The sequence below is a fragment of the Henriciella mobilis genome (assembly GCF_003576285.1).
Taxonomy (GTDB): domain Bacteria; phylum Pseudomonadota; class Alphaproteobacteria; order Caulobacterales; family Hyphomonadaceae; genus Henriciella; species Henriciella mobilis.
This window is the reverse complement of the sequence record NZ_QWFX01000005.1, coordinates 678,409-702,858: the sequence shown is the minus strand read 5'-3', so window position 1 is coordinate 702,858 and position 24,450 is coordinate 678,409. Positions and strand designations below refer to the sequence as shown.

General features: G+C 62.3%; 20 protein-coding genes. 13 read left to right on the top strand and 7 right to left on the bottom strand.

Annotation, left to right across the window (positions count from 1 at the left end; translation table 11 throughout):
* The first annotated feature begins 263 nt into the window (after positions 1 to 263).
* Positions 264 to 2,591 (top strand): PAN/Apple domain-containing protein, encoded by a 2,328-nt coding sequence (locus D1223_RS03300; RefSeq protein WP_119374967.1) that lies wholly within the window; start codon positions 264 to 266, stop codon positions 2,589 to 2,591.
* A gap of 95 nt (positions 2,592 to 2,686) precedes the next feature.
* Here the strand turns inward: D1223_RS03300 and D1223_RS03295 are convergent, their stop codons facing one another.
* The 3 genes from D1223_RS03295 to ahcY form a co-directional block, all read right to left on the bottom strand.
* Complete coding sequence (locus D1223_RS03295) at positions 2,687 to 3,730, bottom strand: SO2930 family diheme c-type cytochrome (RefSeq protein WP_233353018.1); 1,044 nt, start codon at positions 3,728 to 3,730, stop codon at positions 2,687 to 2,689.
* Positions 3,727 to 4,980: a parallel beta-helix domain-containing protein gene (locus D1223_RS03290; RefSeq protein ID WP_119374965.1), complete on the bottom strand. Its 1,254-nt coding sequence runs from the start codon at positions 4,978 to 4,980 to the stop codon at positions 3,727 to 3,729. The genes D1223_RS03295 and D1223_RS03290 overlap by 4 nt, the downstream gene beginning before the upstream one ends.
* 182 nt (positions 4,981 to 5,162) lie before the next feature.
* On the bottom strand, positions 5,163 to 6,563 hold the full coding sequence (ahcY, locus tag D1223_RS03285) for an adenosylhomocysteinase (RefSeq protein WP_119374964.1): 1,401 nt from the start codon (positions 6,561 to 6,563) through the stop codon (positions 5,163 to 5,165).
* 226 nt (positions 6,564 to 6,789) lie between these two features.
* On the opposite strand from ahcY, the gene D1223_RS03280 reads away from it, so the two are divergent.
* The 5 genes from D1223_RS03280 to D1223_RS03265 all read left to right on the top strand — a co-directional run bounded on the left by D1223_RS03280 (position 6,790) and on the right by D1223_RS03265 (position 12,279).
* Entirely contained in the window at positions 6,790 to 7,371 is a 582-nt protein-coding gene (locus D1223_RS03280; RefSeq protein ID WP_119374963.1) for a hypothetical protein, read from the top strand.
* A gap of 80 nt (positions 7,372 to 7,451) precedes the next feature.
* Complete coding sequence (gene polA, locus D1223_RS03275) at positions 7,452 to 10,244, top strand: DNA polymerase I (RefSeq protein WP_119374962.1); 2,793 nt, start codon at positions 7,452 to 7,454, stop codon at positions 10,242 to 10,244.
* A 238-nt stretch (positions 10,245 to 10,482) separates the two neighbouring features.
* The gene (locus D1223_RS19135; protein ID WP_267896301.1) at positions 10,483 to 10,608 is read left to right on the top strand and encodes a hypothetical protein; all 126 of its coding nucleotides are present in this window, start codon (positions 10,483 to 10,485) and stop codon (positions 10,606 to 10,608) included.
* A gap of 480 nt (positions 10,609 to 11,088) precedes the next feature.
* A complete protein-coding gene (locus tag D1223_RS03270; RefSeq protein WP_119374961.1) occupies positions 11,089 to 11,829 on the top strand; it encodes a VOC family protein in 741 nt (246 codons plus the stop codon).
* A gap of 93 nt (positions 11,830 to 11,922) precedes the next feature.
* Positions 11,923 to 12,279 carry a hypothetical protein gene (locus tag D1223_RS03265; RefSeq protein WP_147372655.1) on the top strand — a complete coding sequence of 119 codons (357 nt, stop codon included), beginning with the start codon at positions 11,923 to 11,925 and terminating at the stop codon, positions 12,277 to 12,279.
* Here D1223_RS03265 and D1223_RS03260 read toward each other — a convergent pair.
* The 3 genes from D1223_RS03260 to D1223_RS03250 form a co-directional block, all read right to left on the bottom strand.
* The gene (locus D1223_RS03260; RefSeq protein ID WP_119374959.1) at positions 12,263 to 12,880 is read right to left on the bottom strand and encodes a 2-hydroxychromene-2-carboxylate isomerase; all 618 of its coding nucleotides are present in this window, start codon (positions 12,878 to 12,880) and stop codon (positions 12,263 to 12,265) included. The two genes, D1223_RS03265 and D1223_RS03260, sit on opposite strands and share 17 nt — an antisense overlap.
* Before the next feature lie 10 nt (positions 12,881 to 12,890).
* Positions 12,891 to 14,558 carry an energy-dependent translational throttle protein EttA gene (gene ettA / locus D1223_RS03255; protein WP_119374958.1) on the bottom strand — a complete coding sequence of 556 codons (1,668 nt, stop codon included), beginning with the start codon at positions 14,556 to 14,558 and terminating at the stop codon, positions 12,891 to 12,893.
* Positions 14,559 to 14,729: 171 nt separating this feature from the next.
* On the bottom strand, positions 14,730 to 15,518 hold the full coding sequence (locus tag D1223_RS03250; protein ID WP_119374957.1) for a hypothetical protein: 789 nt from the start codon (positions 15,516 to 15,518) through the stop codon (positions 14,730 to 14,732).
* Positions 15,519 to 15,777: 259 nt separating this feature from the next.
* On the opposite strand from D1223_RS03250, the gene D1223_RS03245 reads away from it, so the two are divergent.
* The 7 genes from D1223_RS03245 (at position 15,778) to D1223_RS03215 (ending at position 23,842) form a co-directional block, all read left to right on the top strand.
* On the top strand, positions 15,778 to 18,048 hold the full coding sequence (locus D1223_RS03245; RefSeq protein ID WP_233353017.1) for a S9 family peptidase: 2,271 nt from the start codon (positions 15,778 to 15,780) through the stop codon (positions 18,046 to 18,048).
* A 122-nt stretch (positions 18,049 to 18,170) separates the two neighbouring features.
* A complete protein-coding gene (locus D1223_RS03240; protein WP_119374956.1) occupies positions 18,171 to 19,541 on the top strand; it encodes an alpha,alpha-trehalose-phosphate synthase (UDP-forming) in 1,371 nt (456 codons plus the stop codon).
* A complete protein-coding gene (otsB, locus tag D1223_RS03235) occupies positions 19,541 to 20,272 on the top strand; it encodes a trehalose-phosphatase (RefSeq protein WP_119374955.1) in 732 nt (243 codons plus the stop codon). The genes D1223_RS03240 and otsB overlap by 1 nt, the downstream gene beginning before the upstream one ends.
* Entirely contained in the window at positions 20,269 to 22,038 is a 1,770-nt protein-coding gene (locus D1223_RS03230; protein ID WP_119374954.1) for a glycoside hydrolase family 15 protein, read from the top strand. Before otsB ends, D1223_RS03230 begins: the two co-directional genes overlap by 4 nt.
* 47 nt (positions 22,039 to 22,085) lie before the next feature.
* On the top strand, positions 22,086 to 22,505 hold the full coding sequence (locus tag D1223_RS03225; protein WP_119374953.1) for a DUF1330 domain-containing protein: 420 nt from the start codon (positions 22,086 to 22,088) through the stop codon (positions 22,503 to 22,505).
* A gap of 54 nt (positions 22,506 to 22,559) precedes the next feature.
* The gene (locus D1223_RS03220; RefSeq protein ID WP_158586636.1) at positions 22,560 to 23,108 is read left to right on the top strand and encodes a YbjN domain-containing protein; all 549 of its coding nucleotides are present in this window, start codon (positions 22,560 to 22,562) and stop codon (positions 23,106 to 23,108) included.
* A gap of 32 nt (positions 23,109 to 23,140) precedes the next feature.
* Positions 23,141 to 23,842, top strand: coding sequence for an HAD family acid phosphatase (locus D1223_RS03215; protein WP_119374951.1), 702 nt, complete (start codon positions 23,141 to 23,143; stop codon positions 23,840 to 23,842).
* Here D1223_RS03215 and D1223_RS03210 read toward each other — a convergent pair.
* Positions 23,839 to 24,306, bottom strand: coding sequence for a GAF domain-containing protein (locus D1223_RS03210; RefSeq protein WP_119375262.1), 468 nt, complete (start codon positions 24,304 to 24,306; stop codon positions 23,839 to 23,841). The genes D1223_RS03215 and D1223_RS03210 overlap by 4 nt on opposite strands.
* Between the last annotated feature and the right edge of the window lie 144 nt (positions 24,307 to 24,450).

Here is a 24,450-nt window from a genome sequence, read left to right as displayed (position 1 = left end):
CCCCCCTCACCAGGCTCATGGTTAACCGAACAGGCCTCGGCAGGGAACGGATAGCGGCCGGAAACCGGGATTCTGGTCAGATTCCGGGCAGTACCTATTCGCTTGTTTCAATGGCGTTTCCCGGCCCTCTTCATATTTCTTCATGCCATGAAGACGCTTCTTCAGTGGTCCTTTGCTCCAGCCAGCGGCTAGCCTCGTGCCCGGGAGCCGAGCGTGCACCTGCCGTGCACGGGATTTAACCAGACCGGAGAACAGATCGTCTCATGAGGAAAACAGAACTGACTAATCGGCGGGCACGCCTGGCGGCCCTGCTGATGCTTGCCGGCGCTGGCGCGGGCGGAATCGCGCATGCCCAGCTGGAGAACTTTGAGCGGACCCCGAATGCCGCGATTGCGGGCCACAACAATCTGCGCCTCGACAATGTCACAAAACAGCAATGCGCCTCGGCCTGCATGACCGTCCGGGAGTTCTCCTGCAAGTCGTTCGACTATCACAAGAATGACAATGCCTGCGATCTCAGCGACGCGACGGCGGCCGATGTCGGCGGCCTGAAAACCGACTATGCCGATAATCCTTACGATCACTATGCCATGAACGACCTCGTCGAGATCCTGGCCCAGAGGCCTGAAGACGCTGTCACGAAAAGTCCGGTCGTCGAGGATGTCGAATACGCCATCCGGCAGATGACGGGCCGCAAGGCATCCATCTTCGAAGCCGACCTCGACGGTTTCGTCGATAAGTACGGCGCCGGCATGCACATCGGCGATCACGTCCAGGGTATCACCATGACCGCTGGCGGCCGGCTCGTCGTCTCAATCTCGCGCCAGGAGCACGATGAAGCCCCCAGATGCGGCGGCGTGCTGGCCTTTTCCTCGCCCTTCGATCCCGACAATCCTGACCGCACGCTCGACTGGACCTATTATTGCCACAGCGATGACGGCCTCGAGGGCCACCCAAGCGCCATTCAGGCTGCGGGCGACATCGTCGCGGTCGGCACATCCTGGAAGGATTTCGGCGTCAGGAAGAGTGGGTCACGCTACTACCACATCTCGCCAGAAGGTGAGGTCGAACACCTTTGGCACCTGAAGACAGAGGGAGGACGGGACGCGACCGGCCTCGTCTACAACCGCGCTGAAGGCCGCTACTACACGCTCAACGCCGACGGGCTGATCAAATCCGGATATGTCGATGCGGAAATCTGCCGGACCGAGCGCAACGCCTCGCTGATGAGCCGGTCCACCAAGTTCGACGACTGCCGGACGATTTCGGTCCCGGCATCCGGGCAAGGCTCGAATCTTATCGCACAGGCAGACGGCAAGCTGTTTCTCGCCTCGGCCTTCTCCAGCGATGTCGGCCACCTTGAGAACACCGACTACCCCCAATGGGTCCGTGAGGGCGACTATGGCGTTCGCTGCGTCGCCGAGGGCGCTGGCGCCATCGCAGCCGGGTATGACGTGCGCACGAAATATGAAGACGTCGTGGTTCTGGCAGAGATCGACTTCGTCCGCGGCAAGGCAAAGACGGTGTACGAAGCCAATATCGAACGTACCCAGCGCGCGCAGACATGCGTCCAGCAGCGCCCGGCCTTCCGCTTTGCCGGAGGGTTTTCGCCTTATGGCAAGGAAGGTCGCATCCTTGGCCTCTGGTCGGGCCGACAGAATCCGGTCGGCCAGGTTCACACGGACGAGCTCGAAATTGCCTACCAGCCACTTTCCCAGCGCGGCACGCAGAGCCTCGACTATTCGGTCTCGATCGATTGCGAGGTTGACGATATCGGCAATGAAAGCACCGGAAACACGATCACAGCCACCTTCTACAGCTCCAGCCGGCGAAAGCTGGGCAGCGCCTCGACCGATGGCGTCACCGCCGCGGCCTGCACCTTCACCTGGGTCGACCTGGAAGCGACGCTTGATGAATCGGCCGAGTACGTGACCATCAGCACCAATGGGGACGATGGCTTCATGGTCGACCGGATCGTGCTCGAAAAGGATGGCGACGAGGTTCGCACCTATGGGCTCAATAATGACAAGGGCTGGTGCTTTTCGACTGATCGCGGCGATGCCGATGGTAGCTGGAACTATGCCTCCGACGGCGTCTGCGTAACGGAGCATACCTGGAGCTATTCCGGCCAGCCTGTTACCTTCAATCAGTGGGACACGCTGGCGGCGGCCGCCAGCAGCAACAAGCCGAAGGTCCGCTACAGTCTCGATATCGACTGTGACGTTGACGGGATCGACAATGAGGGCACCGACGACCGTATCACGGCAGTCTTCATGGATGCCAACAAGAAGGAAATCGGCCGCGGCTCCATCAAGGAGAACACCGAGCGGGGCATCCTCGGTTGCTACGACATCGAGTTCGACGTGATCACCGATGGTCCGGCGAGCTGGTACCGCATCGAGACCGACGGTACCGATGGCGCAATGCTCGACCAGATCTTCGTCTACAAGAATGGCGAGGAAGTCGACGTCGAGGGCGTCTCCAACGACCGCGCCTGGTGCCTGTCAAACGATCCTGACGACGCCTCACGCAGCTGGAAGGGGCATGCCGCCTATAATACCTGCCGGGCCTCCTGGGAATTCGAACTTTAACTTTAGCCCGCGGCCCCGCCGCATCCTCCCACGGCAAGCGGCGTCGGATTGATCCGGCGCCGTTTCGCTGTCCGACCGGGGCGCGGGGAAAGCGCCTACCGCGCCTCCATGCCGGCAATCCACTCTCGCACCAGCGCAACGCCATCCTCGTCGATGACTGAGCGGCCAAGCTCGGGCATCGCGATTCCTGCCTCGGAGGACGCCATCCGGTAGCTGAGGATCGACCTGTCCGGCTGCCCCGGTGCGATCACAAAGACCGCATCGCCTGAGCCACGCCCGGCGGCCGTCGGATGCTTGCCGATGCCGATGGCCGTCGGGGTATCGACTTCGTAGCCCAGGAAAAGGCCGGAATTGGAGGCCGAGCCCTCCAGCCGGTGACAGTGCGCGCAATTGATATCGAGATAGGCGCGCGCGCGTTGCTCCAGCGGCGCGGTCGCGTCGGATACCTCGGGCACCGTGGGCGGCGCCTCGGGAAGGCCGGCCAGGATACCGCGCGCGGCCCAGTCTGCCAGCTGCGCATGGCCATAGGGGCCCTGATGATTGAGATTGCGCGCCTTCGGCCCGATCGGCGCAATCGCATCGCCGAGTTGGTGGCACGTCTTGCACTGGTTCTGGTTGGGCACGCGATACTCGATGTCCAGCGCGGTGCCGTGCTCGTCCGTGAAGGCGAGGTCCAGCCAGGCCCCGGCGGGCGCATAGACCGCCTCGGTCTCCTCCTCGTTCCAGACATAGGGATAGGCCGCCCAGCCTTCGGCCTTGCGGATCAGCAGGCGCGTCTCGCGATAGCGCTCATCGACCGTGGGCTGGCGCATGTCCGGGGCGAAGGCGAAGGTCTTGACCAGCACCGTTCCGACCGGAAAGTCGAACACCTCATCGGGCCGGTAGGCGGCCGCCTTGTTCTTCGGCACGTAGACGAAACGGTGCTTGGCCGCGTGATCGGAGAAAAGCGGATTGACGAGATTGTAGGAAACGACGCCCTCGGCCGGCTCTCGCGCGCTAGCGTCCGCGAACAGGCCGTACTCGGAAAGCGTCCGTGCCGGCTTTTCAGCGAGGATCGTGTTCAGGTCCGGCCCGGCCGCTGTCTGCCCGCACGCCGCGAGCAGACCGGCCAGCAACGCGGCCGCAAGGTGCCGCATCATTCGGCGTGTTCGAGCGTGATCGCAGGTAGCGGATCAAACCGGTCCGCGTCCGGCCTGTCCATCGTCGGCGCGGCATTCTCCACGCTGATGGGGTATGTCCCGAGGCCGAGATTGATGAAGCCAACCGTGTCCGGCTCGTCGATGAAGATGTTCACATCAGTGTCCGTCTCATCGCCCCAGCGCGTGACGCCATCCCAGACGATTGGCGGCAGGCTGCCGCCGACCAGCGGCGCGAAGCTGCCGAGAATTCCCTTAGGATTGTAGCCGCTGCGGCCATAGGTGTTGCCAAAGATGGCGACGTTGCGCGGCAGCGGGTTGTAGGCCTCGTCGGTGAACGGCTCGGTATAGGCGGTGATCAGGATCTGGACGGTCTGGTTGTCGCCAAACCGGTTGTTCGACACCTCGACCTTGTCATTCGCCATGATGATGACGCCCGTCCCGGACGGCACGCCAGCCACGATATTGCCGGGCGGAGCGAAGTTGCGGGTATTATTGTCGAGGATGTCATTGTCATAGACTGCGGTGGAATTGCCGCCCATGACCGGCAGGTCCGGCAGGTCGAAGACGAGGATGCCGCCCGCATTGTGGCGGGCCGTATTGCCATAGACCGCAGCGTTGGTGGAGTTCTCGATCTCGATCCCGGCGACATTGTATTCAGCCAGGCTGTCGCGAACGATGATCCTGTCGGACTGGCCGACATAGATGCCGGCATCCGAGGCGCCGCGCACCGTCACACGCTCGACCAGCACATCCGTACTCTCGACCGGATAGACGCCGTAGGCGCCATTCTCCTCGTCCGGCTCACCCAGCCATTCGACCGTCAGGTCGCGGTAGATGATGCGGTCGGCATCCTTGGACTTGATACCGTCGCCCTTCGTCTCCTGGATGGTGAAATTCTCCAGCGTTACATCATCGGCCGTGACCAGAAGCCCTTCGCCGGAGCCGCGCTGGCCGGAAAAGTCGAGGATGGTCTCACCCTGACCTGCACCGCTGATCGTGACCCCATCAACATCAAGCGAGAGTCCATCGGTCATCATGAACGTGCCGCGCGGCAGCGTGATCGTGCTGCCCGGCTCGGCTTCGATGAGGAGGGTCTGCAGGCGCGCGGCGAAATCATCGCCAGGCTCCAGGCTCGCATTGGTGTCGGCGGCGTCCGTGCTGGCCGGCGCGTCCGTATCCTCCGTTCCGCCCGGTCCACCACAGCCCGTAAGCAGGGCCGCCGCGGCGGCCGCCATGATCATTGTGCGCATTCCGAAAGGCCTCCCGTCCTTTTTTATCTGACGGAAGTGTCACTTTTTTCGCGGGCAGCTGCAAGGGTCAGAAAAATGAAAGAAGCGCCAGACTTGCCGCTGGCGCTTCTCATCGTCTTGGCGTGTATCCATACGCCCCGGGGCGTCAGCCCAAAGGCGAGCGCGCAAGGCGCGCCGGACACCTAGTAGCGGTAATGTTCCGGCTTGTAGGGGCCTTCAGTCGTCACGCCGATATAGTCAGCCTGTTCGGTCGACAGCTCGGTCAGGCCGACGCCCAGCTTGGCGAGGTGCAGCCGCGCCACCTTCTCGTCGAGGTGCTTGGGTAGCGTGTAGACCTCGTTCTTGTACTCGCCCTTGTTCTTGTGCAGGGCGATCTGAGCCAGCGTCTGGTTGGTAAAGGAGGCCGACATCACGAAGGACGGGTGGCCGGTCGCATTACCAAGGTTCACCAGGCGCCCTTCGGACAGGAGGATGATGCGCTTGCCATCCGGGAAGGTGATCATGTCGACCTGCGGCTTGATGTTCGTCCACTGGAAATTGCGCAGCCCCTCGACCTGAATCTCATTATCGAAGTGGCCGATGTTGCAGACGATCGCCATGTCCTTCATCGCCCGCATATGATCGACGGTGATGATGTCCTTGTTGCCGGTTGCGGTGACGAAGATGTCGGCCTTCCCGACACTGTCATCGAGGGTCTGCACGTCGAAGCCGTCCATTGCGGCCTGCAAGGCACAGATCGGGTCGACTTCGGAGACCGTGACGCGCGCACCGGCGCCAGCGAGCGAGGCTGCCGAGCCCTTGCCGACATCGCCGTAGCCGGCGACGAAAGCGGTCTTGCCGGCCATCATGACGTCGGTGCCACGGCGGATCGCATCGACGAGGCTCTCGCGGCAGCCATATTTGTTGTCAAACTTCGACTTCGTCACCGAGTCGTTGACGTTGATCGCCGGGAAAGGCAGCTCGCCCTTCTTCGAGAGCTGGTAAAGACGGTTCACGCCGGTCGTCGTCTCTTCAGAGACGCCGCGGATTTCCTTCTTCACCTTGGCAAACCAGCCTGGCGTTTCGCTGATGCGCTTCTTGATCTGCTTGAACAGCGCGATCTCTTCTTCCGATTTCGGCTTGTCGAGGACGGACGGGTCCTTCTCTGCCTTCTCACCGAGCAGGATATACATGGTCGCGTCGCCGCCATCATCGAGGATGAGGTTGATCAGCTTGCCATCCGGCCATTCAAAGATCTTGTCACAGAACTGCCAGTACTCATCGAGCGTCTCGCCCTTGTGGGCGAAGACCGGCGTGCCATTGTCGGCAATCGCGGCGGCGGCGTGGTCCTGGGTGGAGTAGATGTTGCAGCTGGCCCAGCGCACTTCGGCGCCGAGGGCTTCCAGCGTCTGGATGAGAACAGCGGTCTGGATGGTCATGTGGAGCGAGCCGGCAATGCGGGCGCCCTTCAGGGGCTGGTCGGCGCCATACTCTTCGCGCGCCGCCATCAGGCCCGGCATTTCGGTCTCGGCAATGGCGATTTCCTTACGGCCGAAGTCGGCGAGGGAGATGTCCGCTACAGCGAAGTCATTCGACATATCAATGTTCCTTTATACGTTTATATGGGCCGTTTAGCGGAGGCGCAGGGCGAAAGCAAGGGAGCGAGCAGCATTGGCCGACAAGAGATCTCATCCCACTGTCCATGCTCTTGCTCCATCGCGCCGACTACATCCGGACAGGGACCCATCTCACTTCTGACGCATTCCTAATGTGGTAATTCTGCAACGGCGCGTTAAGCTACGTTTCGTGGAGTGATGTTGAGGAGGTCTCATGACCCGGCTTTTGCCTGCATCTGCACTTGTTTCGGTCCTGCTGCTGTCATTCGGCGCGCAGCCGGCTTTTGCCGAGGATGACACGCTGGTGCGCCTGCCCGGCTCCGGCGAGGTGAAGTCCGATCGCGACAAGACGATCCTCAAAACCGACAAGCTGAAACCCGGCGGCGGCCTGCTGGCCTCGTTCGACCGGGACGGCGACGGGCGTATTTCGGATGCTGAACTGGATGCCGGGATCGCGATTGCTTTTGCGGCCGCCGATGGCAATGGCGATGGCGTCGTGACCGCCATCGAACAGCAGAAATGGGCCGCCAGTCTGCCGACACGCGATGATTCGCTGGCCAATCCGGTGCGCTTCGACCCTAATCTCGACCGGCGCGTGAGCTTCACGGAGTTCAGCTCCGTCATCACCGATCTCAGCCAGGATTATCGCAGCGACGGCCATGCCGAGCTGCGCGTCGCATCGCTGCGGGCCCCGAAGACGGAAAACCGTCCGGGCGACCGGCCGACGCTGGAGGAGCTGCGCGAGCAGCAGCGCGGCGAGATCCCCGGCAGGCCGACAGGCGGCAGCGACTTCTAACTACCCACTGAAGACTTCATGCAGGGCCTACCCCTCGCCTTTGTCAGCCGCTACACCAGCGGTCTGAAGAGGAATCGCCCATGCCATCTGCGCCCGTCACCGAAGACAGCCATCTCTACCTGATCGATGCGAGCGCCTACATCTTCCGCGCCTATCATGCCCTGCCGCCGCTGACCCGTGCCTCGGACGGCCTGCCGGTCGGCGCGGTATCGGGCTTCTGCAACATGCTCTGGAAGCTGCTGGAAGAGCTGAAAGGCGGCGAACGGCCGACGCATTTCGCCTGCGTCTTCGACAAGTCGTCCTACTCCTTCCGCAACGACCTCTATCCGGAATACAAGGCCAATCGCGACGAGCCGCCGGAGGACCTGCGCCCGCAATTCCCGCTGGTGCGCGAGGCCGCCGTCGCCTTCCACACCCACGCGCTGGAGCAGGAAGGCTATGAGGCCGACGACCTGATCGCGACCTATGCCCGCCAGGCCGAGGCGAAGGGCGCGCGCGTCACCATCGTCTCGTCCGACAAGGACCTGATGCAGCTGGTCACTGACAAGATCCACATGCTCGACACGATGAAGAACAAGCAGATCGATGCTGACGCCGTGTTCGAAAAATTCGGCGTAACGCCTGACAAGGTGATCGACGTCCAGGCGCTCGCTGGCGACAGCGTCGACAATATCCCCGGCGCGCCCGGTATCGGCGTGAAGACAGCGGCAACGCTGCTGGAGGAATACGGCACTGTCGAGGAACTGCTCGAACGCGCCGAGGAGATCAAGCAACCCAAGCGCCGCCAGACCCTGATCGAGCATGCCGAGCAGGTCCGCACCTCCAAGTTGCTCGTCACACTGAAGGATGACGTGCCGGTCGAGGTCGCGCTGGAAGACCTTGCCGTCGCCGATCCGGACCCGAAGACGCTGATCGACTTCCTCGAGAAGATGGAATTCCGCACCATTACCCGCCGCGTGCGCGAGACGTTCGAGGCCGAGGGCGTGATCGACGAAACCACCGCTGGCGATATCGGGTTCGACGCGGAAAACTATGTCTGCATCCGCGATTTCAAGACGCTGGAAGACTGGATCGCGCGCGCCCATGAGGCAGGCGTCATCGGGCTCGACACCGAGACCAACAGCCTCGACTGCCAGACCTGCGACCTGGTCGGTATTTCAATCGCCCTCTCGCCCAACGAAGCCTGCTACATCCCGCTCGGCCATATCGATCCGGACCATTCGGGCGGCAGCGACATGTTCGACGCAGACCCGCCGCGCCAGATCCGCAAGGAAGATGCGCTGAAGGCGCTGAAGCCGCTTCTTGAGGATCCGTCCGTCCTGAAAGTCGGCCAGAACTTCAAGTATGACTACACGGTCTTCGCCCGCAACGGCATCCACGTCACGCCCATCGACGACACGATGCTGATCTCCTTCGCCCTGCACGCCGGCATGCACGGCCATGGCATGGACGAGCTGTCGGAGCGCTACTTCCACCACTCGCCGATCCCGTTCAAGGAGGTCGCCGGCACCGGCAAGTCGCAGATCACCTTCGACCGCGTGCCGCTCGACAAGGCCACCGAATACGCCGCCGAGGACGCCGATGTCACACTGCGCCTGTGGCAGCATTTCAAGCCGTGGCTGCACCGGGAGAAAGTCACAACCGTCTACGAGACGCTGGACCGTCCGCTCATCCCCGTGCTGGCCGGCATGGAGCGCGCGGGCATCAAGGTCGACCGCGATCACCTGTCGCGCATGTCGTCGGACTTTGCCCAGCGCATGGCGGGCCTTGAAGACGCCGCCTACAAGGCGGCCGGCGGCGAGTTCAACATGGGGTCGCCCAAGCAGATCGGCGATATCCTGTTCGGCGAGATGGGCCTGCCAGGTGGCAAGAAGACCAAGTCCGGCCAGTGGTCGACCGATGCGAGCCAGCTCGAATACCTCGCCGCGCAAGGCCATGAGCTGCCGCAGATCATTCTCGACTGGCGCATGCTGTCGAAGCTGCGCTCGACCTACACAGAGGCGTTGCAGGACGCGATCAACCCCGAGACGGGGCGGGTTCACACCTCCTACTCCATGGCGGGCGCGCAGACCGGCCGGCTGTCATCGACCGATCCGAATCTCCAGAACATCCCCGTGCGCACCGAGGAAGGCCGCAAGATCCGCGAAGCCTTCATCGCAGAGGACGGCAATGTCCTGATCAGCGCGGACTACAGCCAGATCGAGCTGCGCCTGCTCGCCCATATCGCCGACATCGACGCGCTGAAGAATGCCTTCAAGGAGGGCCTCGACATTCACGCCATGACGGCGAGCGAGATGTTCGACACACCCATCGAAGGCATGGACCCGATGGTCCGGCGCAAGGCGAAGGCAATCAATTTCGGCATCATCTACGGCATCTCGGCCTTCGGGCTCGCCAACCAGCTCGGCATCGAGCGCAGCGAGGCGTCGGATTACATCAAGGCGTATTTCGAGAAATTCCCCGGCATCCGGAAATACATGGACGAGACAAAGGACTTCGCGAAGGACAATCTCTTCGTGAAGACCGCGTTCGGACGCAAGCTGCACCTGAAGGAAATGAACTCCAAGAACGGCGCCCAGCGGGCCTTCGCCGAACGCCAGGCCATCAACGCCCCGATCCAGGGCTCCGCCGCCGACATCATCAAACGCGCCATGATCGCCATGCCGGAAGCGCTCGCGAAGAAGAAGCTCGACGCGAAAATGCTGTTGCAGGTGCATGACGAACTCATCTTCGAAGTCCCGGAAGCCCAGGCCGAGGACACGATCGAGACCGTCCGCAAAGTGATGGAAAAGGCGCCGCTGCCCGCGCTACAGCTCAGCGTCCCGCTGGACGTCGACGCGCGGGCCGCGAAGACATGGGCGGAGGCGCATTAGAACAACGCTCTTTCCAAGCCCTCCATCACCGCTCTCACCGGCGTATAGAAACTCATACACCCATTGCATTCCCCCACCGGGCGCACGATATCTCACCCACGCCTTTTGCGGCTCACGTCACACCACAATCCGCAAAGCCAATCCGGCGCTGTCCCTGCCCTCGGCGAGCATTCCGCTTGCCCGGCTTTCAGGGGCAAACCGCATCGCTGGCTGCGATGCATGAGAAGTGACCATCCCCATGTCCAAACAACAGAAATCGAACCGCGAAATCCGCAAACCGAAAAAAGAAAAGCCGAAGACGAACGCCTCCAACCCGTCACTGAAGACCGGCGTCCACAACGTCTTCGACCAGCGCAAGAAGTAGGCGCCCTGCCCCTCTCGCGGTCCGGCTGATCGCCCGTGCGTGAGGGGCGCCATTGCCTTCTGCGCCCGGATGGCCGATAGAGACGGGCGCCTTCATGGCCTGCCACCCACAATCTGGCTCACGCCTGGCCCGCGCTGTTCCGGCCTGACGGATGCGACGTCCGACAGATATCCTGAACATCCCGCATCGCACGCCGCGACGCAAACAGAAGGGATGACCATCCCATGACACGTCACCAGAGACCGACACGCTTCCTGCGGAAACGAAAGGCTGAAGCTGCGATGCCCAAGCCCAAGAAGCCGCAGAAAATGAAGAGCATTTTCAACGTCTTCAACCAACGTCACCAGTAGCATTGTGCCGTTTGGCACCTGATGCAGGCCCTCCCCAGAGGCGTGCGCGGTGGGGCCTGCGGCACGCCCATGGAAACCTGTCCAGATTCCTCTTGGCAAAAGCCCTGTCTGGCGTGCTAATCCTAGGTTCATGACACGATTACGCCTGCGCCAGCTCGTCATCGCCGCCGAGACCTCGGAAGTCGCTGATCAGTTACAATCCGTGCTCGATCTCGGCGAGCCCTTTGCCGACCCGGGCGTGGCGGAGTTCGGGCTCGAGAACGCCGTCTTTGCGATTGGCGACCAGTTCCTCGAAGTCATCTGGCCGGTGAAGGACGATGCACCCGTCCAGCGCTTCCTGAAGCGCAATGGCGAGGGCGGCTATATGGCCATCTTCCAGACCGACGACATCAAGGCCGCGCGCGCTCGCCTCGACGGGGCGGGCATCCGCCGGGTCTGGAACATCGACCTTGATGACATCGCCGCCAGCCATATCCACCCGGCCGATGTCGGCGCCGCCATCGTCTCGCTTGATGAGGCCCATCCGTGGGAAAGCTGGCGCTGGGCCGGCCCGCACTGGGAGAGCAATTCCATCGAAGGCGAGCTTAGCGGCGCCATCCTTGAGAGCCCTGACCCGAACGCCCTCGCCTCGCGCTGGGCTGCAGCCCTCGGCGTGCCTGCCTCAACCCATCCGGACGTCACCCGCATCCAGCTGGAGGACGACCAGACACTGGTGTTCCAGCCCGGCGAAGAGACAAAGCTGGAAGGCTTCTGCATCACATTGAACAGCGCCATGAAAGCGCTTGAACGCGCGGACAAGCTGGACCTGCACAGCAATGGCGACGGCGTGCACATTGGCGGCGTGCGGCTTGTGCTCAACAACGAGGCCTGACCTTCACACCATCTGGCGCAGGCGCCGCTCTGACGGCATAGTCACCCTTCAGAAAGGCGTCCGCTCGGATGCCTGCAGACAAAGGAGATGGTGATGGACTGGTTCAATGAAGTGTTCGATCTCGCCGCCGTGGCATCCGGCGCCGGCCTGGCGGGCGGTGGCGGCGCAGCTGTGCTCGCCTGGACGATCAAAGGCGCCATCGTCCGGTTCATCGTGCGTACGCTGGCCACCGCCGTTATCACAGGGATCGGCTTCTACTTCCTGCTTGGCGCACTCGGCTTCCAGATCGTGCCGGAAGACCAGGTCGCCGCGACACCGCCAGCCGGCCGGATGGCGATGGATGAGACCAGCGACAGCTTCTCGCCGCAGGCCGTGCGCCCGGAGGACGCAAGAGAAGACGATGGCAAGACCACCATCGTTGTGAAGTCCCCCTTCAGGCGGGGTGGCTGAGCGCCCAGTCTAGCGCGTCCTCAAGGCGGTCATCGCCCCAAAAGAGTTCGCCGCCAACCGTGAAGCTCGGCGCGCCGAACACGCCGGCAGCAATGGCCGCGTCGGTATTCTCCTTCAGGCGCTGCTTCTGGGTATTGGAATGCCCCATATGCAGGTAGATCCGGTCAACGCCGCCCGCCGCCTCGATGCAGTCGCCGATCACATTCGGGTTCGAGATGTCGAGCCCCTCGGCAAACTGGGCGGTATAGACGCGGCGCACGAAGTCCCGGCCCCACGGCTCATGTAAGGCAGCGATGGCGGTGCGCGCCGCAAGCAGACCGTTCTGCGGAAAAATGCGGCCGTCTTCGCCGGTCCACGGCTTGAACGGAATTGCGAACTTCGCCGCCCGCCGCTCCATGTCGCGCCACATGTTGCGGCCCTTGGCGGGATAGAGGTTGAAGGGCGAGGTATCCCAGCCCTGGGCCTTGAAGATCGGCCCGAGCAGGAAGGGCGTCCATTTGACTTCGACCTTCCGGCGCGCCGCTTCCGCCTCGATCCGCATGACCGAGAGGTAGGAATAGGTCGACGCGAACTCAAACCAGAAGGTCACCGGCGCCGGCATGACGGATCGCCTAGTTTCGCGCGAACTTCTTGAATTTCACGCGCTTCGGCTCGACAGCGTCGGGGCCGAGGCGGCGCTTCTTGTCTTCCAGATAGGACGAGAAGTCGCCCTCGAACCATTCGACGTGGCTGTCGCCCTCAAAGGCGAGAATGTGCGTTGCCATGCGGTCGAGGAACCAGCGGTCGTGCGAGATGACGACAGCGCAGCCGGGGAAGCCGTCGAGGCCTTCTTCCAGCGCCTGCAGCGTCTCCACGTCGAGGTCGTTGGTCGGTTCGTCGAGCAGCAGGCAGTTGGCGCCCTGGCGCAGCATCTTGGCGAGATGCACACGGTTGCGCTCACCGCCGGACAGCAGACCAACCTTCTTCTGCTGGTCTGAGCCCTTGAAGTTGAAGGCGCCGGTATAGGCCCGCGAATTTACCTCAACGCCGCCAAGGTCGATGACATCGAGACCGTCGGAAATCTCTTCCCAGACATTCTTCTTGTCGTCCAGCTTGTCGCGGGACTGGTCCACATAGCCGAGCTTCACCGTATCGCCGACGCGGATCGAACCGGAATCGGGCTCTTCCTGACCGAGGATCATCTTGAACAGCGTCGATTTACCAGCGCCGTTCGGACCGATCACACCAACGATGCCACCCGGCGGCAGTGAGAAGCTGAGATCGTCGATCAGCAGATTGTTGCCAAACGCCTTGCGAATGTTCTCGGCCTCAATGACCAGATTGCCAAGGCGCGGGCCCGGCGGGATGCGTATCTGTGCGTGGGAGACCTTCTCGCGCTCCGCCTCGGCAGCGCGCTGTTCATAGGCCTGGATACGTGCTTTCGACTTTGTCTGGCGGGCTTTCGCACCAGCCCGGACCCATTCGAGTTCCTTGGCCAGCGTGCGCTTCTTGCCAGCGTCCTCGCGGGCTTCCTGCTCCATCCGCTTGGCTTTCTGCTCGATCCAGTCGGAATAGTTGCCCTTGTAGGGAATGCCGCGGCCGCGATCGAGCTCCAGGATCCAGTCGGTAATCTTGTCGAGGAAATACCGGTCGTGGGTGATCAGGATCACGCAGCCCGGGAAGTTCATAAGATAGTTCTGCAGCCAGTTCACCGTCTCGGCATCGAGGTGGTTGGTCGGCTCGTCCATCAGGATCATGTCGGGCTTGGACAGCAGCAGCTTGCAGATCGCAACCCGGCGGATCTCACCGCCCGAGAGCTTTGTGACATCGGCATCGTCCGGCGGGCAACGCAGCGCTTCGAGCGCCATCTCGATCTTGGAGTCGATGTCCCACGCATCGGCGCCGTCGATCTGCTCCTGCAGCGCGGTCATCTCTTCCATGAGCTCGTCGGAATATTCCTCGCCGAGCTTCATCGAGATCTCGTTGAACTTGTCGACCATCTGCTTTTCCGGGCAGGCGGAAGCGACGTTCTCGAAGACGGTTTTTTCGGGATCGAGCTTCGGCTCCTGCGGCAGATAGCCGACCTTGATGCCGTCAGCGGCCCAGGCCTCACCGTTAAAATCCTTGTCCTCGCCCGCCATGATCCGCATCAGCGTGGACTTGCCCGAGCCGTTGACGCCGACAACGCCAATCTTGGCATCCGGGAGGAAGGAGAGGTGGATGTTCTCGAAGACCTTCTTGCCGCCCGGATAGGCTTTGGTAAGGCCTTGCATATGGTAAACGTATTGGGGTCCGGCCATGGGATGACGCTCGATCAAATTGGAGTGGGAACAGTTGCCTCGCGGTGTAGACGCTGAGCGGGGCGGTAATCAAGCCGGAAGGTGTGCTGCCTCAGCGCTCCGGCAGGAGTCGCGAGCCCATCGGAAAGGCCGGCAAGTCAGGGCTCAGAGCGGCACTGCTCTTGAATTCTGTCATTCGGCGGCCAGTTCAAGGCTCCTTTGCTTCAGCCCTTCCAATGCCTCGGCGACGTCGCTTGCAAGCTCGGCCACGGCGCGTTCCTCGGCCGTATCGACAAAGTCGCGCGCCGTGGAAATGCTGGAGACCGCCCGGCTGATACCCGACTTTTCCGAATGCCCGGTCAGCGTTGCATAGGGATAGCCATTGCGCACATCGACGAGCAGGCCGCTGGCAGACGCCTCGACATCGATACTGCGGGTCGGGATTACGAACATGCCGACAATAGTCAGGTCCGCCAGAGAGACGGCGTTCGATTTCTCGCGCGATGACGAGCCGACTTCATAGATCAGCACATAGTCGAGATGCTGGCGGGCCGCGCCCCGGCGGATATCGGCAATGATGGCACCTGCCCGGTCCGTGCCTTCAGGCGCCGGCGAAGACACCATGGAAGCGATCAGCGGGCTAACGGGCACAAACTCGCCAAAGCTATCGCCAATATCTTCAAGCGCCGCCTGCCAGATCAGGGCTTCATCGCCGGGAATCGCGGTGAGCCCGAAACGCCCGACCCGGGCAAGGCCGATCCGTGCGGGAAACTCCAGGCGCGGCTCAACGCTGGCAATCCGCCGGACATCGGCATCGACATCCGCAGCATCCTGACCGCCAGCCGCAGGGGCGGCGTCATAGCCCAGTCGGTCATAACGGGCGAGGTAATCGGTCCCGGAGCTGGACTGGAGATAGGCGCTGCATCCCCCCAGCGTGATGAGCACGGCGACCGCAGCGGCGGATTTCATATAGTTGAGCATGGCTATTCCCGATTCTTTGTGAGTGATTGATCACTTGCCTTTTTATCGAAGGCGGCAGGCAAGTCAACCTGCCCTTTATTCCAGAGCAGGCAGCCAAGGCCATTGAATGACCGGAATGGGGCGCTTGATTGGCCGGCGCTCGGCCTCTACGGGTTTCCAGATGAAACGGCGCATTTCGACTCTGCTGGTTCTCACTGCCCTGGTTGCGGGAAGCGCCGGCTGTGTGTCTGCTCAGGCGCGCGACAGGGAGACTGCCCAAGTGACCAATCGAGCCGAACTCACCATCGAGCGGCTTTACGCTTCTCCTTCCCTTTCCGGCCCATCGGCGACGGGCGTAAAGTACTCCCCGGACGGCAGGCGCGTGACCTTTCTCAAGGCGCGTGAGGACGATGGCAGCCGCTACGATCTCTGGCAGTTCGACGTCGAGACTGGCGAACAGTCCATGCTGGTAGACTCCTCCGTACTCGTGCCGGACGAGGGCGAATTATCGGAAGAAGAGAAGGCCTTGCGCGAACGCAAGCGGATCGCTGGCCGCAAGGGCATTGTCGATTATGCGTGGGGAACAGCAGACACGATCCTGGTGCCGCTTGGCGGCGATCTCTATCTCGTCTCACTGGGCGAGGATGGCCATTCGGTCCGCCAGCTGATCGACACCGACGCCTTTGAATATGATGCCCGGGTTTCACCGAAGGGAAATTTCGTCTCCTTCATCCGCGATGGCGCTCTGTTCGTCATCGATCTGGCGACCGGCGAAGAGCGCCAGATCAGCCCCGACGCCGAGCCGGACAAGGCCATCGCCTATGGCGTCTCCGAATTCGTCGCCCAGGAAGAGATGAGCCGATACACCGGCTATTGGTGGAGCCCGGACGAGCGCCACATCGCGTATACCCGCGTCGATGAAAGCAAGGTCGACATTGTCGAGCGTTTCGACATCGCTGCCGAGCAGACCACAGTCATCGACCAGCGCTATCCACGCGCCGGCCGGCCGAACGCGCTTGTCAATCTCATGGTCCGGAACATGAAAACTGGCGAGGTGAGCAACATCTATGGCGTCGGTCCGGACACTTACCTGGCGCGTGTCAACTGGGCGGGCCGCAGCCTGTGGTTCCAGACAGTGAACCGCGACCAGACGGAGATCACCTATCACCGCACCGACGGCAAGCCATGGCGCGTCTGGTCACCGCTCAGGGAAAGACAGGAAAAATGGGTCAACCTCTCGAAGGATTTCTGCACCGTTGATGAAGGCATCGTCCTTTCAACCGAACAGAGTGGCTACCGTCATCTCGCCCTGTCGCGCTTTGGCAGCGAGTCCGATGACCTTGTTCCCATTACGGGCGGAAACTGGGCCATCGACAGCCTGAAAGCCATCGATCGCGAAACCCGCATGGTCTATTTCACCGGTTATGCCGACACGCCGCTGGAGCAGCACCTCTATCGTATTCGCCTTCCGTGGACGGATGAGGAGCTGGAGAACAGCCGCGACACTGGCCGCCTCCCCGACAGCAATTGCACCGATCTGACGCCTATGTCTGCCCGCGCGCAGGTCGACTGTCCGCCGCCGGTGCGCATCACCGAAGCTGGCAAGTCCTGGTCCGTCACCATGGCGCCGGACGGCAAATCCTTTGTCGGGACGTCCTCCTCTCCCACTCAGCCGCCACAGACGGGACTTTACAGCGCTGACGGCGCGCTGATCGGCTGGATCGAGGAGAATGCGCTCGATGAGAGCCATCCTTATGCGCCCTATCTGGATACCCATGCCGTGCCGGAATTCGGTACGCTGGAGGCCGAAGATGGCCAGACTTTGCATTACTCCATCCTGAAACCGGCGGACTTTGATCCGTCAAAAACCTATCCGGTCATCATCGATGTCTATGGCGGGCCGCACGTGCAGACGGTCGACCGGGACTGGGAAAGTCTCTCCGATCAGTACCTTGCACGTCAGGGTTACATCGTCTTCCGGCTCGACAATCGCGGCATGGCGAACCGCGGCAAGCGCTTTGAGGATGTCATCTACCGCCAGACCGGCGGGCCGGAAGTGCGCGACCAGCTCGCTGGCGTCGACTGGCTGAAAGCACAGCCCTTCGTCGATGCCGACAGGATCGCCATTCAGGGCTGGTCCTATGGCGGCTACATGACGCTCATGACCATCCTGCAGTCGCCGGAAGGCACCTTCGCGGCCGCCGCCGCTGGCGCACCCGTGACCGACTGGTCGCTCTATGACACCTTCTACACTGAGCGCTATATGGACACGCCCCAGGACAATCCCGAGGGCTATGAAAAATCATCGGTTTTCTACCACCTCGACCAGCTTGAGGGCGCGCTGCCGCCAACGCTACTGATGCACGGCATGGCCGATGACAATGTCACCTTCGACAACATGACCCGGCTGATGGCGGCGATGCAGGAAAAGGGGCTGATGTTCGACCTGATGACCTATCCCGGCCAGCGCCACGGCATTCGCGGTCAGGCCCTGCAGACCCATCTGATGAAGACCCGCATGGCCTTCCTGAACCGGCACCTGAAACCTTGATCGCGGCGACCGGAGCGAGTGACGGCTTTTTGGGCCAATGCTTGTTTTTTCGGCGCCTAGCAGCACACTAAGCTTGCAGCTGAGGAATCGACGTAGATGGTTCAGCGAAGCAAGGAGCCGTCATGGGAAGACTGATCGCAATATCGAACCGGACCGCCGCCGATGCCAGTGCGCGCGCTGGCGGGCTGGCCGTCGCCGTGTGGGAATCGCTGAGAAGCACGGGCGGAATCTGGTTCGGCTGGTCCGGCAACATTGTCGAGGACGAGGTTGGCGAGCCGCAGGTCTTCTCCGATGAAGGCGTGGAATTCGTCACCACCGACTTCACCGAAGCCGAGCATGATGGGTTTTACCTACAATATGCCAACCGCGTGATCTGGCCGGTCTTCCACTACCGGGTGGACCTGGCGCACTTCTCGTCCAAGGATTTCGATGTCTATGCCGATGTGAACGAACGCATCGCCGAACTCGTCGCCCCACGCCTCAAGGAGGGCGACTCGGTCTGGGTGCACGACTACCATTTCCTGCTGATGGGCGATTTCCTGCGCCGCAGCGGCTGGACCGGCCCGATCGGCTTTTTCCTGCACATTCCCTTCCCCTCGCCGGAAGTCTTCCGCGCCCTGCCCGAACATGAGCGCATTGCCCGCGCCATGTGCGAATTCAGCGTCCTTGGGTTCCAGTCGAAGACCGACCGATCGAATTTCGTGCGCTATCTTCTCGAAAATTACGATGCGGTCGACGAAGGCGAAGGCTGGATCGGCGTGTTCGGACGCCGCATCCGTGCCAATGCCTATCCAATCGGGATAGACGCCAAAGGCTTTGCCGAAGCGGCCACCAGCCCGCGCGCCGGGACCGCCGCGACCCGCATTGGCCGGTTCCTGGGTGGCCGCAATCTCGTGCTCGGTGTTGACCGGATGGACTATTCGAAGGGCCTGCCGCAGCGCTTCGAGGCGGTCGGCAAGCTGTTCGACCATTTCCCCTCCACGCGCGGACGGGTCTCGGTGACGCAAATCGCCCCGCCCTCGCGCTCCAAGGTCGAAGAATATCGGGACCTGCGCACACAGCTCGACGGGCTGGCCGGGCGCATCAATGGCGACTACGGCGACCTCGACTGGATCCCGTTGCGCTACCTCGCGCGGTCCTATGACCGACGCGAACTGGCCGGCCTTTATCGCATCGCCCGCGTCTGCCTGGTCACCCCGCTTCGCGACGGCATGAACCTGGTCGCCAAGGAATTCGTCATGGCGCAGGACCCCGATGACCCGGGCGTGCTGGTCCTGTCGGAATTTGCCGGCGCCGCCGAACAGCTGACGGACGCCCTGATCGTAAACCCGCACGACACATACAAGGTGGCGGAGACCATCTATCACGCCCTCGAAATGACGCTGGAGGAACGCCAGGCCAGATGGGAAAAACTGCGCGACATTGTGATGGCGCAGGATATCGAATGGTGGCGACACAAATTCCTGGATGACCTCTCGACAGACCTGACTTGATGACAACTGACCTATCCGCCCTGCCGCGCCTGGATGAGCGCCACGCGCTCTTCCTCGATTTCGATGGCACGCTTGCGCCCATCCAGGACGATCCGGACACGGTGATCCTGCCGGCGAAAACGCGCCAAGCGCTCGCTGCGCTTGAACCGCTGCTTGGCGACGCCATCGCGATTATCAGCGGCCGGGACATTCGTGACCTCTCGGCCCGCGTACCGCTGGCTTACTGGCGGGCCGGCGGCCACGGCCTCGATATCTGCGGCCCCGACGAGGCGCCACCGGCCATGCCAACCGTAGCGCCGCGGGCCATCATCAATGCTGTCGAAATGATCGTTCATGGCCTCGATGGTGTGCGGATCGAACACAAGGGTCCGGTCCTTGCGGTCCACTACCGTCAGGCGCCGGACCTCGGCCCGATGCTGATTGCCCGGCTTGAAGACACGCTGGCAGACAATCCGGATTACAAGGTCCAGGCCGGGAAGATGGTGATCGAGGCAAAGCCCGCCAATGCCAATAAGGGCAAGGCTGTGGAGGTGATGCTTTCGCACGCGCCCTTCCTTGACCGCACCGCCATCATGGTCGGCGACGACACGACCGATGAGGACGCTTTCAAGGTCGTCAACAGGCTGGGCGGCCAGTCGATAAAGGTCGGCAGCGGTGAGACCGCGGCCGGCTATCGGGTCGATGACCCGCAGGATGTAACGAACTGGCTGATCGAACAGGGGAAGCGATGAGCAATCTCGAACTCGGCATCATCGGAAACGGCACCGTCGCAGGACTCGTCGACGAGGATGCGAACATTGTCTGGCTCTGCCTTCCGCGGATCGACGGCGAACCGGTGTTCAACAAGCTGCTTGGCGGGCGTGGTCAGTTCGCCGTCTCCCTGCAGGGTCACGTCAAAAGTACCCAGACCTATCAACGCAATACAGCGGTGATCGAAACTGTACTTGAAGCCGATGATGGCTCCTCGGTTCGCGTCACGGACTATTGCCCGCGCTTCATGGACAAGGGCCGCATGTTCCGTCCGGCCTCCATGGTGCGCCGGATCACCCCGCTGAAAGGCATGCCACGGATCCGGGTTGAACTCTTCGCACAGAGCCAGCGCGGCGAGTACAACATGGTCACCCGGCGCGGCGTCAATCACATCGCCTTTCTCGATGAGACTGCCGGCTTCCGCGTTACCACGGATGCGCCCGTCTCCTATGTCATGGACGGGCGAGATTTCGTGCTGGACCGGGAAGTGAGCTTCGTGCTGGGCCCGGATGAAAGCCTGTCAGACCGGGTCGGCGTCATTGCGCTGGAATGGCTGGAGCGCACAGCCGATCACTGGATGAGCTGGTCTCGGCGCCTCGCCACCCCGCCGGACTGGCAGGATGCGGTCATCCGGGCCGCGATCACGCTGAAGCTGTGCGTCTATGAGGAGACCGGCGGCATTGTCGCAGCCCTGACAACCAGCATCCCCGAGCATGCCGATTCGGAGCGCAACTGGGACTACCGCTTCTGCTGGCTACGCGACGCCTATTTTACCGTGACCGCCCTCAACCGGCTCTCGGCCGTCGGCACGCTGGAACATTATCTCGCCTATCTGAGGAACACCGTCGCCCATACGCGCGGCGGGCACATACAGCCCGTCTACGGCATCGCGCTCGAGCACGACCTGACCGAGAACATTGCCGGCGCCCTGCCCGGCTATCGTGGCATGGGGCCTGTCCGATTTGGCAACCAGGCCGCCGAGCACATCCAGCATGACGTTTACGGGCACGTCATCCTCGGCGCGAGCCAGGCTTTCTTCGACGACCGCCTCTACGCCAAGGCCGGCGCGCTGGAATTTGCGCACTTCGAAGGCGTCGGCGAGCGCGCCTATGCTGTCTGGAACACGCCGGATGCCGGCATCTGGGAGTTTCGCGGCTTTGCGCATGTCCACACCTCATCGGCTATCATGTGCTGGGCAGCCTGCGACCGGCTTGCCCGGATCGCCACGCATCTCGGCCTCGACAAGCGCGCGGCCTACTGGACCGATTGCGCCAACGAGATCCGCGAAGGCGTGCTCAAGCTGGCCTGGAGCGAAAAGCGGCAGGCCTTTACCGGCGCTTTCGGCGAGGACGCGCTCGATGCGTCCGTGCTCCTGATGGCCGAGATTGGATTCATCGACGCGAAGGACCCGCGTTTCGTGAAAACGGTCGAGCGGATCGATGAAGAACTGCGCGACGGGTATCACGTCTACCGCTACCGGGTCGAAGACGATTTCGGCCTTCCGAAAACCGCCTTTACTGCCTGCACCTTCTGGCACATCGACGCGCTGGCGCGGATCGGCAAGATCGATGAGGCGCGCGCCATGTTCGAGGATGTGCTCGCCCACCGCACGCGGCTGGGCCTCTTGTCGGAGGATATCGACACATCGAATGGTGAGCTGTGGGGGAATTTCCCGCAGACCTATTCCATGGTCGGCATTATCAACGCCGCCAACCGGCTCAGCCGCGACTGGGACGAGGTTGTGTGACAGGCCGGCCTGGTTAAATCTCTGGGGAACACCCGGAGGAAACACATATGCCAGCCCTGCAGCCCACCACAGACCAGATGAGCGCCTTCGCCAAAGCCGAGGATGACGGCCAGCCGATCTTCATGATCAACCTGCTGAAATTCCACGACAAGGCGCAATACAAGGAAAGCGACCCGGAACATGGTGAGGCCATCTCCGGCGAAGAGGCCTACAATCGCTACGGAAAAGGCCTCGAAGCGCTGACCAGCGACCCGAAGATCGGGCTGTCGATTGTCTATGCCGGGTCGGTTCAGCGCTTCCTGATTGGCGGTGACGAGGACTGGGACCGGGTGCTGGTGGTGCGCTATCCCTCTCGCCAGCACATGCTGACCATGATGCGCGATCCGCGCTACCAGGAGGCACACCGCCATCGCGAGGCCGGCCTCAAGCATCAGGACCTGATCGAGACGAAAGCCTTGACCAGTTGAAGGCTTGCGGTCCGCGCGGCCGCGTAGCAGCATATCCGTCTCATGAGGATTTGCATGAAGACACGCCTTATCGCGCTGGCGGCGCTGGCCCTCACGGCCCCTGTGACCAGCCTGCCTGCCACTGCCCAGTTCGCAGCCATGCCTGAGGCGGGCGAGGAAAGCGCACCGCAGGTCGTCGATGCAACGGACCCCGAGCTGATCGCCCGCATCCTGCGCAATGAAGGCTTCAAGGCCGAGCTGAAGACGCTGGCCAGTGGCGCGATCGAGATCGAGTCCGAATATGATGGCACCAGCTTCTGGCTGTATTTCCAGGCCTGCACCGCCGACTTTACCGGCTGTGAGGTCATCAGCTTCTCGTCTGGCTTCGACTTCGAGACCGCCCAGCTGCCCGACATTATCGGCGACTGGAACCATGACCGCTATTCGAAAGCCTATCTCGACGAGGACGGCGACCCCTTCGTCGAGTTCAGCGTCAACATGAAGGGCGGCGTCACCCGCGAGAACTTCGTCGACACGCTGCACTGGTTCACGACCGAAATGTCGGCATTCATCGAACAGATCGGCTGGAACCGCGACCTGTCCGGCCAGGCCCAGCCCATCTAGATTTCTCGCCCACCCCATTGAGGATTTAGGCCATGCGAATTGCTCTTTCCTGCCTTGCCTTCGCCGCGGCGCTCACCGCCTGCACGACCACACCGCCCACGCCAGCGCTTAGCCCCGGCGTTGACTGGGTCGCCAATTCGCCAGGCTGGGCAGAGGAGGCCGAAGCGGTCTATGCCGAAGCGGGAGCCTATGTCGAAGCCGTCGCCGCCGCGCGTGAGCCAAAAAGCTGGGCGGTCATTCTCGATGTCGATGAGACGGTTCTGAACAATGTCGAATACCAGGTGCGCCTCGAAACGACGGGTGACACATATACACCCGAAAGCTGGCACGCCTGGACGGCGGAGAAGTCAGCCCCGCCTGTGCCCGGCGTGATCGACTTCATCGAGAAAGTGAATGCGCTTGACGGCCATGTCGCGCTGGTCACCAACCGCGCCGACAGCGAACAGCTCTGGACCGAGGAGAACCTCTCCGATGTCGGCCTCACCCGACATGACGATTTCCGTGTCCTGCTGACCCGCGCCCGCCCGGACGGCCCGTCCGACAAGACCGCCCGGTTTGCGCTGGTGCCGTCCATGCTGGCCGTTCAGGGCTATCCGGGCGTCGAGGTAGTGGCCTTCGTCGGCGACAATGAGGGCGACAAGCCCGAGGACCTGTCGGGCGCTGAATTCTTCTGCATTGACCAGGGCGCCATGTATGGCGAGCCGTGCGCCGCTGTACCAGGGCCCGGACGTTAGACCGTCAGAAGGATCTTGCAGATCGCCTCAAGGCCAGCCTGGTCGACTGCATCGAACGCATCATGCTCGGTCGAGTCGACATCGAGCACCGCCGCCAGCTTTCCTTCGGCGTCGAAGACTGGGACGACAATCTCGGAGTTCGAGCGCGAGTCGCAGGCGATGTGGCCCGGAAAGGCGTGAACATCCGGGACAAGCTGTGTTTCGCCCGTCGCCGCGCAGGCCCCGCAGACCCCCTTGCCGAAAGGAATACGCAGGCAGCCAAGCGTTCCCTGATACGGGCCAACGACCAGCTCTTCGGGCTTCTCCGGATCAACCACATAGAAGCCGGTCCAGAAGAAGCGCGGCCGGAAGGCTTCCGCCAGCAGGCAGGCCGCGGAAGCGTAGCGCGCGGGCGTGTAGGTTTCGCCCGCCACCAGGCTTTCAATTTCCAGTTTCAGCTCTGCATAGCGGGCTTGGCGATCCATCTCTTGGTCCTTCAACGGCATGGGCGCCATATCGCGTTTCGCGCACAGTTTCTCAAGAGCCCCATGGACGCCGCGCTGCTGCTCTGAAATAGTCGTAATCTGTGGGTGGAGTGGCAGGATGAACTGCCACAGGAGAGGAGGCGA

Coding starts and splice junctions, on each gene's coding strand:
- D1223_RS03300 (WP_119374967.1), top strand. CDS start 264: ATGAGGAAAACAGAACTGACTAATCGGCGGGCACGCCTGGCGGCCCTG.
- D1223_RS03295 (WP_233353018.1), bottom strand. CDS start 3,730: ATGATGCGGCACCTTGCGGCCGCGTTGCTGGCCGGTCTGCTCGCGGCG.
- D1223_RS03290 (WP_119374965.1), bottom strand. CDS start 4,980: ATGCGCACAATGATCATGGCGGCCGCCGCGGCGGCCCTGCTTACGGGC.
- D1223_RS03280 (WP_119374963.1), top strand. CDS start 6,790: ATGACCCGGCTTTTGCCTGCATCTGCACTTGTTTCGGTCCTGCTGCTG.
- polA (WP_119374962.1), top strand. CDS start 7,452: ATGCCATCTGCGCCCGTCACCGAAGACAGCCATCTCTACCTGATCGAT.
- D1223_RS19135 (WP_267896301.1), top strand. CDS start 10,483: ATGTCCAAACAACAGAAATCGAACCGCGAAATCCGCAAACCGAAAAAA.
- D1223_RS03270 (WP_119374961.1), top strand. CDS start 11,089: ATGACACGATTACGCCTGCGCCAGCTCGTCATCGCCGCCGAGACCTCG.
- D1223_RS03265 (WP_147372655.1), top strand. CDS start 11,923: ATGGACTGGTTCAATGAAGTGTTCGATCTCGCCGCCGTGGCATCCGGC.
- D1223_RS03260 (WP_119374959.1), bottom strand. CDS start 12,880: ATGCCGGCGCCGGTGACCTTCTGGTTTGAGTTCGCGTCGACCTATTCC.
- ettA (WP_119374958.1), bottom strand. CDS start 14,558: ATGGCCGGACCCCAATACGTTTACCATATGCAAGGCCTTACCAAAGCC.
- D1223_RS03250 (WP_119374957.1), bottom strand. CDS start 15,518: ATGCTCAACTATATGAAATCCGCCGCTGCGGTCGCCGTGCTCATCACG.
- D1223_RS03240 (WP_119374956.1), top strand. CDS start 18,171: ATGGGAAGACTGATCGCAATATCGAACCGGACCGCCGCCGATGCCAGT.
- otsB (WP_119374955.1), top strand. CDS start 19,541: ATGACAACTGACCTATCCGCCCTGCCGCGCCTGGATGAGCGCCACGCG.
- D1223_RS03230 (WP_119374954.1), top strand. CDS start 20,269: ATGAGCAATCTCGAACTCGGCATCATCGGAAACGGCACCGTCGCAGGA.
- D1223_RS03225 (WP_119374953.1), top strand. CDS start 22,086: ATGCCAGCCCTGCAGCCCACCACAGACCAGATGAGCGCCTTCGCCAAA.
- D1223_RS03220 (WP_158586636.1), top strand. CDS start 22,560: ATGAAGACACGCCTTATCGCGCTGGCGGCGCTGGCCCTCACGGCCCCT.
- D1223_RS03215 (WP_119374951.1), top strand. CDS start 23,141: ATGCGAATTGCTCTTTCCTGCCTTGCCTTCGCCGCGGCGCTCACCGCC.
- D1223_RS03210 (WP_119375262.1), bottom strand. CDS start 24,306: ATGGATCGCCAAGCCCGCTATGCAGAGCTGAAACTGGAAATTGAAAGC.